The organism is Streptomyces sp. NPDC059989, from assembly GCF_042736975.1.
In the GTDB taxonomy this organism is placed as follows: Bacteria; Actinomycetota; Actinomycetes; order Streptomycetales; family Streptomycetaceae; genus Streptomyces.
Map to the genome: position 1 here is coordinate 24,850 of NZ_JBHWUO010000045.1, position 14,917 is coordinate 39,766.

At 71.3% G+C, this 14,917-nt stretch carries 12 protein-coding genes; 9 read left to right on the forward strand and 3 right to left on the reverse strand.

What is annotated here, in order from left to right; genetic code table 11:
* Nucleotides 1-40 precede the first annotated feature (40 nt).
* Together ACFWBN_RS30530 and ACFWBN_RS30535 are read left to right on the forward strand one after the other, a co-directional pair.
* Nucleotides 41-775, forward strand: coding sequence for a response regulator transcription factor (locus ACFWBN_RS30530; RefSeq protein ID WP_385181866.1), 735 nt, complete (start codon nt 41-43; stop codon nt 773-775).
* Nucleotides 772-2,229: a sensor histidine kinase gene (locus tag ACFWBN_RS30535; protein WP_385181868.1), complete on the forward strand. Its 1,458-nt coding sequence runs from the start codon at nt 772-774 to the stop codon at nt 2,227-2,229. The genes ACFWBN_RS30530 and ACFWBN_RS30535 overlap by 4 nt, the downstream gene beginning before the upstream one ends.
* On the opposite strand, the gene ACFWBN_RS30540 is transcribed toward ACFWBN_RS30535, so the two are convergent.
* Nucleotides 2,209-3,078: a phosphatidylinositol-specific phospholipase C gene (locus ACFWBN_RS30540; RefSeq protein WP_385181943.1), complete on the reverse strand. Its 870-nt coding sequence runs from the start codon at nt 3,076-3,078 to the stop codon at nt 2,209-2,211. The two genes, ACFWBN_RS30535 and ACFWBN_RS30540, sit on opposite strands and share 21 nt — an antisense overlap.
* 167 nt (nt 3,079-3,245) lie before the next feature.
* A complete protein-coding gene (locus ACFWBN_RS30545; RefSeq protein ID WP_385181870.1) occupies nt 3,246-3,815 on the reverse strand; it encodes a TetR/AcrR family transcriptional regulator in 570 nt (189 codons plus the stop codon).
* A gap of 122 nt (nt 3,816-3,937) precedes the next feature.
* Between ACFWBN_RS30545 and ACFWBN_RS30550 the strand changes: the two genes are divergently transcribed.
* Entirely contained in the window at nt 3,938-4,720 is a 783-nt protein-coding gene (locus ACFWBN_RS30550) for an alpha/beta fold hydrolase (protein WP_385181873.1), read from the forward strand.
* Nucleotides 4,721-4,778: 58 nt separating this feature from the next.
* On the opposite strand, the gene ACFWBN_RS30555 is transcribed toward ACFWBN_RS30550, so the two are convergent.
* Nucleotides 4,779-6,593, reverse strand: coding sequence for a bifunctional metallophosphatase/5'-nucleotidase (locus ACFWBN_RS30555; protein WP_385181875.1), 1,815 nt, complete (start codon nt 6,591-6,593; stop codon nt 4,779-4,781).
* Nucleotides 6,594-6,761: 168 nt separating this feature from the next.
* On the opposite strand from ACFWBN_RS30555, the gene mshD reads away from it, so the two are divergent.
* The 6 genes from mshD to pstA all read left to right on the forward strand — a co-directional run bounded on the left by mshD (nt 6,762) and on the right by pstA (nt 14,893).
* A complete protein-coding gene (mshD, locus tag ACFWBN_RS30560; protein WP_385181877.1) occupies nt 6,762-7,688 on the forward strand; it encodes a mycothiol synthase in 927 nt (308 codons plus the stop codon).
* Between the two features lie 381 nt (nt 7,689-8,069).
* Nucleotides 8,070-10,346, forward strand: a complete 2,277-nt coding sequence (locus ACFWBN_RS30565; protein WP_385181880.1) for an RNA degradosome polyphosphate kinase — start codon at nt 8,070-8,072, stop codon at nt 10,344-10,346.
* A gap of 4 nt (nt 10,347-10,350) precedes the next feature.
* Entirely contained in the window at nt 10,351-11,310 is a 960-nt protein-coding gene (locus ACFWBN_RS30570) for a CHAD domain-containing protein (protein WP_385181883.1), read from the forward strand.
* A 245-nt stretch (nt 11,311-11,555) separates the two neighbouring features.
* Nucleotides 11,556-12,692 (forward strand): phosphate ABC transporter substrate-binding protein PstS, encoded by a 1,137-nt coding sequence (pstS, locus tag ACFWBN_RS30575; protein ID WP_385181886.1) that lies wholly within the window; start codon nt 11,556-11,558, stop codon nt 12,690-12,692.
* A gap of 129 nt (nt 12,693-12,821) precedes the next feature.
* Entirely contained in the window at nt 12,822-13,811 is a 990-nt protein-coding gene (gene pstC / locus ACFWBN_RS30580; protein WP_385181888.1) for a phosphate ABC transporter permease subunit PstC, read from the forward strand.
* Nucleotides 13,811-14,893 (forward strand): phosphate ABC transporter permease PstA, encoded by a 1,083-nt coding sequence (pstA, locus tag ACFWBN_RS30585; RefSeq protein ID WP_385181891.1) that lies wholly within the window; start codon nt 13,811-13,813, stop codon nt 14,891-14,893. Before pstC ends, pstA begins: the two co-directional genes overlap by 1 nt.
* Nucleotides 14,894-14,917: the final 24 nt, after the last annotated feature.

Below are 14,917 nucleotides of genomic sequence, written 5' to 3' on the forward strand. Positions count from 1 at the left end.
CGCTGAAGGGAACGTCACGACCACCATGGAGGAACCGTCCATGCATCCCGCCGAAGGCGACCCGCAGCGCATCCTCGTCGTCGACGACGAGCCGGCCGTCCGTGAGGCCCTGCGCCGCAGCCTCGCCTTCGAGGGGTACGCCGTGCAGACCGCGGTCGACGGGCTCGACGCCCTCGACAAGGCGGCCTCGTACGCTCCCGATCTGATCGTCCTGGACATCCAGATGCCCCGGATGGACGGTCTGACGGCGGCCCGGCGGCTGCGCTCGGCGGGCAGTGTCACCCCGGTCCTGATGCTCACCGCCCGCGACACCGTCGGCGACCGCGTCACCGGCCTCGACGCGGGCGCCGACGACTACCTCGTCAAGCCCTTCGAGCTGGACGAGCTCTTCGCCCGCGTCCGCGCACTGCTGCGCCGCAGCTCCTACGCCGCCCCGCGGACCGGCGAGGAGAGCCACGAGGACGCCCTGACCTTCGGCGACCTGCGCATGGACCTCGCCACCCGCGAGGTCACCCGGGCCGGGCGCCCGGTGGAGCTGACCCGGACCGAGTTCACGCTGCTGGAGATGTTCCTCGCGCACCCGCGCCAGGTCCTGACCCGCGAGCAGATCCTCAAGACCGTCTGGGGCTTCGACTTCGAGCCCAGCTCCAACTCCCTGGACGTGTACGTGATGTACCTGCGCCGCAAGACCGAGGCGCGCGGCGAGCCCCGCGTGGTGCACACCGTGCGCGGGGTCGGCTACGTCCTGCGCGCCGGCGAGAGCGGGCCCGAGTGAGCCCGACCGCCAGATTCCGCGCCCTCCCGCTGCGCTCCCGCCTCGCGCTGCTGGTCACGGTGGCGGTGGCCCTGGCCGTGGCCGCCGTCGCGGCGGTGTCGTGGGTGATGGTGCGGGGCCAGCTGCGCGACCAGCTCGACAGCTCGCTGCGCGCCACCAACGCGGAGGCCCAGGCCAACCAGGTGTACAGCGCGATCGGCTGCGTCGTCGGCGGCGCCCTGCCGGACCGGCCCGCCAACAACCTCAGCGCCCAGGTCCAGATCGTGCGGGCGGACGGCAGCCACTGCTGGATCGACGGCAAGAACACGCTGGAGGTGACCGAGACCGACCTGGACGTCGCCCAGCGCCGGCGCAACGCCGTCCTCTACGACGCGACCACCTCCGACGGCACCGCGGTCCGCGTCTACGCCCAGCCCGCCCTGGTGAACCGGCAGCCCGCCGCACTGATCGTGGCGAAGCCGCTGGCCGATGTCGACAAGCCCCTGTCCACCCTGGCCTGGGTGCTGCTCCTGGTCTGCGGCATCGGGGTCGTCGGCGCGGGCGCCGCCGGGCTGTGGGTGGCCCGTACCGGGCTGCAGCCCGTCGACGAACTGACCGACGCCGTCGAGCACATCGCCCGGACCGAGGACCTCACCGTACGGATCCCCGACGAGGGCGACGACGAGATCGCCCGCCTGTCGCGGTCCTTCAACTCCATGACGGCCGCCCTCGCCTCCTCCCAGGAGCGCCAGGCGCAGCTGATCGCCGACGCCGGGCACGAGCTGCGCACCCCGCTCACCTCGCTGCGGACGAACATCGAGCTGCTGGCGCGCAGCGAGGAGACCGGCCGGGCCATCCCGCCCGAGGACCGCAGGGAGCTGCTGGCCTCGGTCAAGGCGCAGATGACGGAGCTCGCCGCGCTCATCGGGGACCTCCAGGAGCTGTCCCGGCCGGACGCCGTCTCCCCCGGCCCGCTCGGGGTGGTGGCCCTGCACGAGATCGCCGGGAGCGCGCTGTCCCGGGCCCGGCTGCGCGGCCCCGAGCTGGACTTCACCGCCGACCTGGCGCCCTGGTACGTACGGGGCGAGGCGGCCGCGCTGGAGCGGGCGGTGGTCAACGTCCTCGACAACGCGGTGAAGTTCAGCCCGCCCGGCGGCGCGGTCGCGGTGACGCTGCGGGCGGGCGAGCTGGCCGTACGGGACCACGGTCCGGGCATCCCGGCCGAGGAACTCCCGCACGTCTTCGAGCGGTTCTGGCGCTCCCCGTCGGCCCGCGCCCTGCCCGGCAGCGGCCTGGGCCTGTCCATCGTGGCCCGTACGGTGCAGCGCGCGGGCGGCAGCGCCGAGCTGCGGGCGGCGGCCGACGGCGGCCCGGGGGCGGAGGCGGTGCTCCGCTTCCCGGGGGCGCCGACCCCGCCGCCCGCCCCGCTGCCGACCGGGCCGGCGGCCGAGCCGTCAGTTGTGCCGGATCAGTGAGGCGACCAGGCCGGAGCGGGTGTTCGGGAAGTCCATGGGGACGATCCCGAGCCCGGTCCGGCCGGACAGCTCCCCGCCGTCGACGAAGGCGTGCACCTGCGGGCCCAGCCGGTCGGAGTTCCAGCGCGGCGGCATGTACGCCGAGGTGCTGGTGTAGTTCACGAAGAGCTTGCCGGGCTGCTGGACGGCCTTGCGGAAGTGGTTCTCGATCTTGCCGCGCTTCGCGAAGGGCTCCGCGTTCCAGTCGTCCTGGATGTCGAAGACGTTGCCGTCCCCGTAGCGCAGGCCGGGCAGCCCGCCGTTGTCGGCGAGCAGGACCACCTTGCCGCGGGCCTGCCCGAGGTTCGGCAGGGTGTCGGCGATGCGGAAGAGCGGGCGCCAGCCCCGGTGGTCGAGGTAGTCGTCGAAGACGGCGCGGAAGGTGGCGTCGCCGTCCGTGGAGTACTCCTGCTTGAGCCGCATCAGGACGGTCTCGGAGGGGTGCGCGGCGAGGAAGTTCGCGCAGGCGACGAGGACGTCGCCGAACATCAGGTTCTGGTAGAAGGACCCGTGGTGGATGGCGAAGGACCCGCCGGTGACGCGGCAGCGGACGTCGAGGAAGCGGATCCCGGAGTCGAGCTGCTGCGCGATCGAGGTGTTCTGGCAGGCCACGTAGAGCCCGCCCTGGGTGGCGCCGGAGTCGTGCGTGCCGGGGATGGTCATCCGCTGGAGGGGGGTGGGGTCGGCCAGGCCGGCCATCCAGTCCTGCGTGCCGAGTGTCGCGGCGGAGGCCGGGCCGGCCGACCCGAGTCCCACGGCGGCGGCCGCCGCGAGCGCCGCCGCCCCGGTCAGGAACCCCCGGCGGCCCAGCCCGGCGCCCGTGGCTCTGCTCGTAGCCGTTCCCGCGTGCGTACCCGCGTCCGTACCCGTACCCGTGTCCGTGCCCGCTGCCACGCCCATGCCCGCCCCTTTGCCGACCCAGTGGTGGGACCGGATTATGGCGTGCGGAACCAGCCTTTACTACCCGTCGGTAGCGGTCAGCTTTCGAGCAACTCGACCATCTCGCGCAGCCCTTGGAGGAGTTCGCGGCCGTTCGGAGCCTGCTCCGGGTCGGTGAGGGCCTGCACCATCACCCCGCTCAGCAGCGCGATGTGCATCGATCCGAGGGACCGTACGTCCTCCTCCGACACCTCGCTCTCGGGAACCCCGCGCAGCGCGGCGGCCACCATCGTGCGGTTGCGGCGCTGCCCCTCGGCGAGGACGGCGAGCAGCTCGGGCGAGGACTGCGCGTGCACGAAGGCCTCGACGGAGGCCAGCCACAGCCAGCGCATCTCGCCGAAGTCCCGGATCTTGCGGTCCCAGGTGTCGGCGTAGCGCTCCCCCGCGGTGTCCCCCTCGCCGGCGAGCCGGCCCGATCCCGCGGCCCACTCGTCCATGGCGGCGAACAGCGCCTGGTTGAGCAGGGCCTCGCGCGATCCGAAGTGGTAGCCGATCGCGGCCATGCTCACCTTCGAGGCCGTGGCGACGTCGCGCACGGTCGTGCGCAGGTAGCCCTTCTCCTCCAGGCAGCGGCGCGCTCCGGCCAGCAGGTCCTCGCGATTTCCCATGCCGGGATCGTATCCGCGCCCCGTTTTGGGCAAGCGCGCTACACAGACGTATTGCGCGCTTGCCCAAATCCTGGCACGCTTCACCCATCGGAAGATCCACAGACCCACGGAAGGCACACGCCATGCGCCACGAGCTGAAGATCGACGACCGCACTCTCTCCTACCTGGACTTCGGCGGGACCGGCCGCCCGCTGCTCGCCCTGCACGGCGGCATGTCCGAAGGCCTCGCCTTCACCGGGCTGGCCGAGCACCTCGGCGACGCGTGGCGGATCATCGCCCCCGACCAGCGCGGCCACGGCGACTCCGACCGGGCCGCCGAGTACAGCCGCGAGGGATACGTCGCCGACGCCGTCGCCCTGCTCGACCACCTCGGCATCGAGGCCCCCGTGGCCGTCCTCGGCTACTCCCTCGGCGGGCTCAACGCCTACCACCTGGCCGCCGCCCATCCCCACCGGGTCGCCGCGCTCATCAACGTGGACACCACCGTGGAGACCCACCCCGCGGAATCCGACTGGTTCGCCTTGCTCCGCGGCCTGCGCTACACCGCGCCCACCACCGAGGAACTGCTGGCCGCGGCCGGACCGGTGGGCGCGCAGTTCGTCGCGCACGCGCTGCGCCCGCTCCCCGACGGGACCGGCTGGCGCCTGCCGTTCCACCCGCAGGACCAGCTCGACTCGATCGAAGCCTGCCGCGGCGACCACTGGGACGCCTGGCTCGCGAGCGACAGCCCGGCGCTGCTCGTCCACGGCACCCGCAGCGAGGCACTCCCCCAGGCGGTGGCCGACGCGATGGTCTCCCGGCGGCCGGGGACCTCGTACGCGCCCCTGGAGGGCGACCACTTCGTGCCGTTCCAGGACCCGCAGGGTTTCCACGAGGCTGTCGGGAAGTTCCTGGCCACCCTCTGAGAACGCCGAAGGGGCGGCGGGCCGCCAGGCCCACCGCCCCTCCGGGCGCTTGCGGAAGTTACTTGACGACCGTGATCCGGTCCGCCGCCGGCGGCGCGATCGGGCTCGTGGCCGTCGACTTGCCCAGGTAGGCGTTGAAGCAGTCCAGGTCGGACGCGCCCACCAGCTTGTTCTTGTGCTCCTTCAGGACGGTGAAGCCGTCACCGCCGCCCGCGAGGAACTCGTTCATCGCGACCCGGTAGGTCTTGGCGGGGTCGATCGCCGCGCCGTTCAGCTTCACCGAGTCCACGACGATGCGGTCGGCACCCGTCTTCGTCATGTCGAGGGTGTAGGTGAACCCCTTCGACACCTGCAGGATCTTCGGGTTCGGGCCGTTGACCGTGCCGCTGACCTGCTGCTGGAGCGCGGTGATCAGCTGCGCGCCGGTCAGGTCCACGATGTTCATCATGTTGGTGAAGGGCTGGACCGTGTAGGACTCGCCGTACGTCACCACACCGTCGCCCTCGGCGCCCGCGGCCTTGTAGGCCAGGTCGGCACGGATGCCGCCCGGGTTCATGATGGCCAGCTGCGCGCCGCCCTTGTCGGCCGGGGCCAGGGCCTCCAGCTGCGCGTCGGCGATCAGGTCGCCCAGCGGCTTCTCCGGCGACTCCGAGCCGCGGCCCGGGATGTCCGCCGAGATGTAGCCCATCGGACGGTTGGCGACCGGGGCCGCGAGGGCGTTCCAGCGGCCGAGGAGCTCGGTCATGTCCGGCGCCTTGGGCACGTCACGGGTGACGACCTTCTGCACCGGCTTCGAGACGCCGGCCGCCGTACGGACGATGTCCTTGGTCTGCCGGTCGTACTTCAGGGTGCTCTCGGTGAACAGCCGGCCGTAGGAGGCGGCCGAGGTCACCATGCGCGGGTTGCCCGCCGGGTCCGGGATGTTGCAGGCGTACGCCTGGTGCGTGTGGCCGGTCACCAGGGCGTCGACCTTCGGGTCCACGTTCTTGGCGATGTCCACGATCGCGCCCGAGATGCCGGCGCCGGCGCCCGGGACGTCGCAGTCGTAGTTGTACGCGCCGCTCGCGGGCAGGCCGCCCTCGTGGATCAGCGCGACGATCGACTTCACGCCCTGCTTGTTCAGCTCGGCCGCGTACTTGTTGATCGTCTCGACCTCGTCGCCGAACTTCAGGCCCTTGACGCCCTCGGCGGTGACGACGTCCGGCGTGCCCTCCAGGGTGACGCCGATGAAGCCGATCTTCACGTCCCCCTTCTTCCAGATGAAGGTGGGCGACATCATCGGACGCTTGGTCTTCACGTCCGTCACGTTGGCGGCGAGGTACTGGAACTCGGAGCCCAGGAACTCCTTGCCGTACTCGAAACAGCCCTCGACCGGGTGGCAGCCGCCGTACTGCATGCGGCGCAGCTCGGTCCGGCCCTCGTCGAACTCGTGGTTGCCGACGCTGGTGACGTCCAGGTCGAGCTTGTTCAGCGCCTCGATGCTCGGCTCGTCGTGGAAGAGCCCGGACAGCATCGGGCTGCCGCCGATCATGTCACCGGCCGCGGCCGTGACGGAGTACTCGTGGCCCTTGCGGGCTTCGCGCAGGCTGGTCGCGAGGTACTCGACCCCGCCCGCGGGTATGGCCTTGGTGGTGCCGTCGGCCTGACGCTCGGTCACATTGCCGGAAGAGCCCTGCGGGGGCTCCAGCGTGCCGTGGAAGTCGTTGAACGACAGCATCTGCACGTCGACGGTCCGGCTCTTGCCGGCACCGCCACCACTCGCGGCACCGGCCGGAAGTGCGGCGGCGACCATCGCGCCGGCCCCTGCCGTGACGGCGAGGGCGGCGAAGGTCAACCGGCGGGCTCGGCGGTGCCGTTGTGGCGTCGCTGACATTTAATCCCCTTTGTGGACAGCGATACTGCTTGGGAGGTCCGCCGAAGCCTATTGTCAACGCGCGTAGCACGACAGGGGGGAACGGGTATCGAGCTGGTTACGCGCAGAAGACGGACCGACCCCGCGCCCGCCCCCGCCCGCCGCCCGCGACGGTCGTAGGCTCATGACATGACTGACGCAGCAGCGGCCCTGGAGCCGGGACGGCAGATTCAGACCCTCGACGAGCTGACGGAGGAACAGGCCGACTCCGTGCTCGCCCTGATCGAGGAGGCGGCGCGCACCGACGGCACCACCGCCGTCTCCGAGCAGGGGCGGCTCCAGCTCCGCGGCGGGCCGCGCGAGGGCATCCGGCACTTCCTGCTCACCGAGGGCGGCCGGCTCGCCGGATACGGGCAACTGGAGGACACCGACCCGGTGGAGGCCCCGGCCGCCGAGCTGGTCATCCACCCGGCGCTGCGCGGGCGCGGCCACGGACGGGCGCTGGGCACGGCCCTGCTGGCCGCCTCCGGCAAGCGGATCCGGGTGTGGGCGCACGGGGGCAAATCGGCCGCCCGGCACCTCGCGCAGGTCCTGGGCCTGACCCTCTTCCGCGAACTGCGCCAGCTCCGCAGGCCGCTGTCGGAGGGCGGCCCGCTGCCCGAGCCGGTGCTCCCGCCCGGGGTGACGATCCGCACCTTCGTCCCCGGCGTGGACGACGCGGCCTGGCTCGCGACGAACGCGGCCGCCTTCGCCCACCACCCCGAGCAGGGCGCGCTGACCCAGCGGGACCTCAACGACCGGATCGCGCAGCCGTGGTTCGACCCGAAGGGCTTCTTCCTCGCGGAGCGGGACGGCGAGCTGGTCGGCTTCCACTGGACCAAGGTCCACCGGGCGGAGCAGCTGGGCGAGGTCTACGTACTGGGCGTCCGCCCGGGCGCCCAGGGCGGCGGCCTCGGCAAGGCCCTCACGGCCATCGGCCTGCGCCACCTGTCGGACGCCGGCCTCCCGACGGCGATGCTCTACGTCGACGCCGACAACCCGGCGGCCCTCGCCGTCTACGAGGGCCTCGGCTTCACCACCCACGAGGTGGACCTGATGTACCGCACCGAAAGCTGACCCGGCCCCCGCCGGGAGGTCCCCGCCCGAGGCGCCGACGAGGCACATCCAGCCTCGCCGGCGTTTGAGGCGCGGGGCCCGGGGCGGAGCCCCGATCCGTAAGCCGCACCCACCCACGCAGACGGGCCAAATCCAGCCCCGCCGGCGATTGAGGCGCGGGGCCCGGGGCGGAGCCCCGATCCTTGAGGCGCGCGGGCCCACCCACCTCGGCGGCGCACGCCCACTCGTGCACCAGCCAGAGCCGGGAAGCCATACGCCATTAACCAGGCATTAATGCGCGCTTGCGACTCTCCCCCCATGCAGCCCCGGCAGCCCCGCCTCCGACTGACGGCCGACACTTCCGACGCGCCTGTCCTCCCGCGCGCGCGGAAGAATGGAGTCATGAGCCACCAGCCCAGCGTCGGCCCCACCGAGGTCCCCGCCCAGCACCCGTCTCACACGTCCGCCGCCCCCGCGGGAGGGCCGGGCAATATGGCCGTCACCGGCGCCCACGCGCGCATAGGCTCCATCAGCGCGCACCGCCCCCACGTCGACCTCGAGCCCGACCTCGACGCCGACCTGGACGCCTACGACGACAAGGACGGCGGCGAGCTGCCGCCCGGCCGGTTCCTCGACCGGGAGCGCAGCTGGCTCGCCTTCAACGAGCGCGTCCTGGAGCTCGCCGAAGATCCGACGACGCCCCTCCTGGAGCGCGCCAACTTCCTGGCGATCTTCGCGAGCAACCTCGACGAGTTCTTCATGGTCCGCGTGGCCGGCCTCAAGCGCCGCATCGCGACCGGCGTCGCCACCCGTTCGGCCTCAGGCCTCCAGCCCCGTGAGGTCCTGGACCTGATCTGGACCCGCTCGCGCGAGCTCATGGCCCGCCACGCCGCCTGCTTCCAGCAGGACATCTCCCCGGCGCTCGCCGAAGAAGGCGTCCACCTGATCCGCTGGCCCGACCTCACCGAGAAGGAGCAGGCCCGCCTCTTCACGCTGTTCCGGAACCAGATCTTCCCGGTGCTGACCCCGCTGGCCGTGGACCCCGCGCACCCCTTCCCGTACATCTCGGGCCTCTCCCTCAACCTGGCCGTCGTCGTACGCAACCCGGTCAGCGGCCACCGCCACTTCGCCCGCGTCAAGGTCCCGCCCCTCCTCTCCCGCTTCCTGGAGGCCTCCCCGCAGCGCTACGTCCCGCTGGAGGACGTCATCGCCGCGCACCTGGAGGAGCTGTTCCCCGGCATGGAGGTGCTCGCGCACCACATGTTCCGCGTGACCCGCAACGAGGACCTCGAAGTGGAGGAGGACGACGCCGAGAACCTCCTCCAGGCCCTGGAGAAGGAGCTCATGCGGCGCCGCTTCGGCCCGCCCGTGCGCCTGGAGGTCGAGGAGTCCATCGACCCGGGCGTACTGGACCTCCTCGTCCAGGAGCTGAAGGTCTCCCACGGCGAGGTGTACCCGCTGCCCGGCCCGCTGGACCTGACCTCCCTCTTCGGGATCGCCTCCCTGGACCGGCCCGAGCTGAAGTACCCGAAGTTCGTCGCCGGCACCCACCGGGACCTCGCCGAGGTCGAGTCCGCGCACGCGCCCGACATCTTCGCCGCCCTGCGCGAGCGGGACGTCCTGCTGCACCACCCGTACGACTCCTTCTCCACCTCGGTGCAGGCCTTCCTGGAGCAGGCCGCCGCCGACCCCGACGTCCTCGCGATCAAGCAGACGCTCTACCGCACCTCCGGCGACTCCCCGATCGTGGACGCCCTGATCGACGCCGCCGAATCCGGCAAGCAGGTCCTCGTACTCGTCGAGATCAAGGCCCGCTTCGACGAGCAGGCCAACATCAAGTGGGCGCGCAAGCTGGAGGAGTCCGGCTGCCACGTCGTCTACGGGCTCGTCGGCCTCAAGACCCACTGCAAGCTGTCGCTCGTCGTCCGCCAGGAGGGCGACCAGCTGCGCCGCTACGCGCACGTCGGCACCGGCAACTACCACCCGAAGACGGCCCGCCTCTACGAGGACCTCGGTCTGCTCACCGCCGACCCGCAGGTCGGCGCGGACCTCTCCGACCTCTTCAACCGGCTGTCCGGCTACTCGCGCCGCGAGACCTACCGCCGCCTGATGGTGGCGCCGCGGTCGCTGCGGGACGGGCTGATAGCGCGGATCGACAAGGAGGCCGACCACCACCGGGCCGGCCGTCCCGCCTCCGTGCGCCTGAAGATGAACTCGATCGTCGACGAGGCGATCATCGACGCGCTCTACCGGGCCTCCCAGGCGGGGGTCCCCATCGACATCTGGGTCCGCGGCATCTGCGCGGTGCGCCCAGGAGTCCCCGGGCTCTCGGAGAACATCCGGGTCCGCTCGATCCTCGGCCGCTTCCTGGAGCACTCCCGGGTCTTCGCCTTCGGCAACGGCGGCGAGCCCGAGGTGTGGATCGGCAGCGCCGACATGATGCACCGCAACCTCGACCGCCGCATCGAGGCACTGGTCAGGGTCGCCGACCCGGCCCACCGCGCGGCACTGGACCGGATGCTGGAAACCGGGATGTCCGACCTCACGTCCTCCTGGCACCTGGGACCGGACGGCGAATGGACCCGGCACAGCACGGACGCGGACGGCCAGCCGCTGCGGCACGTACAGGAGATGCTCATAGACGCCCGGAGGCGCCGGCGTGGCTCAGCCAAACCATGACCCGATGGCAGGGGCGGACGCGGGTGACGTGCTCGGCACGTACCTGCGCTCGCAGGCCACCGCTTTCCTCCGCGGGCTGCGCCTGCACGAGGAGAGCGGGGCCGATGCCGCGGAAGGAAGCGACGCGGCGCGCAGCCTGCGGGGGGCTGCGCGCCGCATCAGCGGGTCCCTGGCCACCTTCCGGGTGGTGACCGAGTCGTCCTGGGCCGACGGGCTGCGCACCGAGCTGGTGTGGCTGTCCTCGACCCTGGCCGACGAGCACGCGTACGCCGCCCGGCTGGTGCGGCTGCTCGACGCGCTGCACCGGCTGTCGGGGGCCCCGGAGGTCCCGGCGCCGCGCGGCGGCGCGGGCGCGCTCACGGTGGGCTCGGCCCGCGCCGGCGCGCTGCTGGAGCGCCAGCTGACCCTGGCGCGGACCCGCGCCCACTCGGCGACGCTCCAGGCGCTCGGCTCCGCCCGCTTCCACGCGGTGGCGGACGCGGTGGCGGTGCTGGCCTCGGAGGTTCCGCTGGACGTGGTCGCGGCCCGGGGGCGGGTCGCGAAGGTCCTCGTACCACTGGCAGAGGTGGCCGAAACCCGCCTGTCGGCGGCGATCGCGGCGCTGCCGCCCGCCGAGGACGAGCACCCGTACAACGCGGACCACGACGGGCTCTGGCACGAGGTGCGCCGCCTCCTGCGGGTCCACCGGTACGCACAGGAGGCGCTGGGCGAGGACGTGACCCGGCTGGAAATCGCCGGTCAGGCCCTGGACCGCCACCGCGACGCCGCCGAGGCCGCGGCGGCCTCCGCGACCGCGGCCCGCACCCCCCGCATCGCCCCCGCCACGGCGTACGCCCTCGGCGTGCTGCACGCCGACCAGCGCCACGAGGTCGAGGCCGCCCGCCTGGCCTTCCGGCACGTCTGGCTCCCGGCACCGCTGACATCGGGCGCCGCCGGTTTCACCGGCGCGGTCACGGCGGGATAACGGCCGGGTAACGGATGGTTACGCCCGTGCGCGGACCGGCCGGGACGCACCGGGTCGTCCGCCATGGTTCACCGTCCGTTCACTCGGCCCGGTCGGCGGCTTCACCTGTTCTGCCTAATTTCGGTGATGCACGGAGCGAGTCGCCCGCAGACCGAGCAGCTCAGCCGCGCAAACCGACGTAGTCCTCTTCGCACGCCGCCCCGATACAGAAAGCGGCCGGCGGCTTCTGGAAGGAACACCCGAAAGTGAAGCTTCAGCGCAAGAACATGCTTCGTGCCTCCGCCCTCGGGGCGCTTGTCGTGTCCGGCGCCCTGGTCCTCACGGCGTGCGGCTCGGACGACAACACCAAGACCGCCGACGGCACGGCCAAGCCCTCCGCGGCCGCCGCGGGCGACATCAAGTGCGACGACGCCAAGGGCAAGCTCCTGGCGTCGGGCTCCTCCGCGCAGAAGAACGCGGTCGAGCTGTGGGTGAAGAACTACATGGCCGCCTGCCCGGGCGTCGAGGTGAACTACAAGTCCTCCTCCTCCGGTGAGGGCATCGTCGCCTTCAACCAGGGCACCGTCGGTTTCGCCGGCTCCGACTCGGCGCTGAAGCCGGAGCAGGTCGAGGAGTCGAAGAAGATCTGCACCGGTGGCCAGGGCATCGACCTGCCGATGGTCGGCGGCCCCATCGCCCTCGGCTTCAACGTCGCCGGCGTGGACAAGCTGAACCTCGACGCCGCCACGATCGCCAACATCTTCAACGACAAGATCAAGAAGTGGGACGACGAGGCGATCAAGAAGCTGAACCCGGGCGTCACGCTTCCCTCCACCGCCATCCAGGCCTTCCACCGCTCCGACGACTCGGGCACCACCGAGAACCTCACCAAGTACCTCAAGGCCACCGCGGGCGACGCCTGGCCGTACGAGGCCGCCAAGAAGTGGGCCGCCCCGGGTGGCCAGGCCGCCTCCGGCTCCTCCAGCGTCGCCGCCCAGGTCAAGCAGGTCGACGGTGCGATCGGCTACTTCGAGCTCTCCTTCGCCAGCTCGCAGAGCATCAAGACGGTCGACCTGAACACCGGCGCCTCCGCCCCGGTCAAGGCCTCCGGTGAGAACGCCTCCAAGGCCATCGCCGCCGCCAAGATCTCCGGCACCGGCTCCGACCTGGCCCTGAAGCTCGACTACACCACCAAGGCCGAGGGCGCCTACCCGCTCACCCTGGTCACCTACGAGGTCGTCTGCGACAAGGGCAACAAGCCCGAGACGCTGGCCACCGTGAAGTCCTTCCTGAACTACGCCGCCTCCGACGCCGGCCAGAAGGTCCTCACCGAGAACGGCTACGCGCCGATCCCGGCCGAGATCAACACCAAGGTCCGCGAAGTCATCAAGACCCTCGGCTAAATCCTGACCCCGAGGTCCGGTCCACTCCCCGTCCGGAGCGGACCGGACCCGGGACCTTTCCCCTTCACCCGGGGGAAATCCGGTGCACCGCCGCCAGGGGGCCTGCCCCCCACTCAGACCGGAAAGATTATGGCTTCCACCACACCCACCCAGATAGACACGGCTCCGCCTGTCGCCAAGAGCGGAAGGTCCACCGGCCGCGCCGGTGACAAGATCTTCGCCGGCCTCTCCAAGGGCTCCGGCATCCTGCTCCTGGTGATCATGGCGTCGATCGCCGTCTTCCTCACCTACCGGGCCTCGATCGCCTTGTCGAAGAACGAGGGGAACTTCCTCACCACCTTCGACTGGAACGCGTCCGCCAACCCGCCCGTCTTCGGCATCGCCGTCCTGCTCTTCGGCACCGTCGTCAGCTCGATCATCGCGATGGCCATCGCGGTTCCGATCGCTGTCGGCATCGCCCTCTTCATCTCGCACTACGCGCCGCGCAAGCTGGCCGCGCCCCTCGCCTACGTGGTCGACCTGCTGGCCGCCGTGCCGTCGATCATCTACGGCATCTGGGGCGCCCTCTTCCTCGTCCCGCAGCTGGGCGGGCTGAACCTCTGGCTCGACGAGTACCTGGGCTGGACCTACGTCTTCGAGAAGACCCAGGTCGGCGTCGCCCGCTCGCTCTTCACCGTCGGCATCCTGCTCGCCATCATGATCCTGCCGATCGTGACCAGCGTCAGCCGCGAGGTCTTCCTCCAGGTCCCGCGCATGAACGAGGAGGCCGCCCTGGCCCTCGGCGCGACCCGCTGGGAGGTCATCCGGATGTCGGTGCTGCCCTTCGGCCGCTCCGGCGTCATCTCCGCCTCGATGCTCGGCCTCGGCCGCGCACTCGGCGAGACCATGGCCGTGGCGACCGTCCTCTCCCCGAGCTTCCTGATCTCGTTCCACGTCCTGAACCCGGGCGGCGGAACCTTCGCGCAGAACATCGCCGCGAAGTTCGACGAGGCCAACGAGTTCGGCCGGGACGCGCTGATCGCCTCCGGCCTGGTCCTCTTCCTGCTCACCCTGCTGGTCAACGGTGCAGCTCGCCTGATCATCGCTCGCCGCAAGGACTTCTCGGGGGCGAACGCCTGATGAGCCACGCACTCCAGGACCAGCGGCCCGCCCGGGCCCCGAAGTCCGCCGCCCCCACCAGCCTCACCCGAGGCGGCCTGCCCCGCTGGGCCCCGGCCGGCATCGCGGTCCTCTCGATCGCCCTCGGCACCGGCATCGGCCTCGTCTTCGGCCTCGACAGCAAGATCCAGTGGGGCCTGCTCGCGGCCCTCCTGTTCGTCGCCGTCACGTACACCGCCAGCGCGGTCATCGAGAACCGCCGCCAGGCCAAGGACCGCGTCGCGACCTCCGTCGTGTGGGTCTGCTTCGTCCTCGCGGTCATCCCGCTGCTCTCGCTGATGTGGACCACGATCAGCCGCGGCATCAAGCTCCTCGACGGGAACTTCCTCAGCCACTCCATGAACGGAGTGACCAGCTTCGACCAGGGCGGCGGCGTCTACCACGCGCTGCTCGGCACGATCGAGCAGGTCGCCCTGGCCACCGCGATCGCGGCCCCCATCGGCCTGCTGACCGCCGTCTACCTGGTCGAGTACGGCAAGGGCTCGCTCGCCAAGGCCGTGACGTTCTTCGTCGACGTCATGACCGGCATCCCCTCCATCGTCGCGGGTCTGTTCATCCTGACGACCTGGAACCTGATGCTCGGCTTCGGCCCCTCCGGCTTCGCCGGCGCCATGGCCCTGTCGATCCTGATGATGCCCGTCGTGGTCCGCTCCACCGAGGAGATGCTCAAGCTCGTCCCGAACGAGCTGCGCGAGGCCGCCCTCGCCCTCGGCGTGCCGAAGTGGCGCATGATCCTCAAGGTCGTGCTCCCCACCGCCATCGGCGGCATCTCCACCGGTGTCATGCTGGCCGTAGCCCGCATCGCCGGTGAGACCGCGCCGATCATGCTGCTGGTCTTCGGCTCCCAGCTGATCAACGGAAACCCCTTCGAAGGTGCTCAGTCCTCGCTCCCCCTCTACATCTGGGAGCAGTACAAGGTCGGCAGTGAAGCCTCCTACGACCGGGCATGGGCCGCAGCGCTCGTCCTGATCGCCTTCGTCATGATCCTCAATCTGGTGGCCCGCGGCATCGCCCGCTGGAAGGCCCCGAAGACCGGTCGCTGACGCGACCACATGAAAGCGAAGTGA

Coding starts and splice junctions, on each gene's coding strand:
- ACFWBN_RS30530 (WP_385181866.1), top strand. CDS start 41: ATGCATCCCGCCGAAGGCGACCCGCAGCGCATCCTCGTCGTCGACGAC.
- ACFWBN_RS30545 (WP_385181870.1), bottom strand. CDS start 3,815: ATGGGAAATCGCGAGGACCTGCTGGCCGGAGCGCGCCGCTGCCTGGAG.
- ACFWBN_RS30550 (WP_385181873.1), top strand. CDS start 3,938: ATGCGCCACGAGCTGAAGATCGACGACCGCACTCTCTCCTACCTGGAC.
- ACFWBN_RS30555 (WP_385181875.1), bottom strand. CDS start 6,593: ATGTCAGCGACGCCACAACGGCACCGCCGAGCCCGCCGGTTGACCTTC.
- mshD (WP_385181877.1), top strand. CDS start 6,762: ATGACTGACGCAGCAGCGGCCCTGGAGCCGGGACGGCAGATTCAGACC.
- ACFWBN_RS30565 (WP_385181880.1), top strand. CDS start 8,070: ATGAGCCACCAGCCCAGCGTCGGCCCCACCGAGGTCCCCGCCCAGCAC.
- ACFWBN_RS30570 (WP_385181883.1), top strand. CDS start 10,351: ATGGCAGGGGCGGACGCGGGTGACGTGCTCGGCACGTACCTGCGCTCG.
- pstC (WP_385181888.1), top strand. CDS start 12,822: ATGGCTTCCACCACACCCACCCAGATAGACACGGCTCCGCCTGTCGCC.
- pstA (WP_385181891.1), top strand. CDS start 13,811: ATGAGCCACGCACTCCAGGACCAGCGGCCCGCCCGGGCCCCGAAGTCC.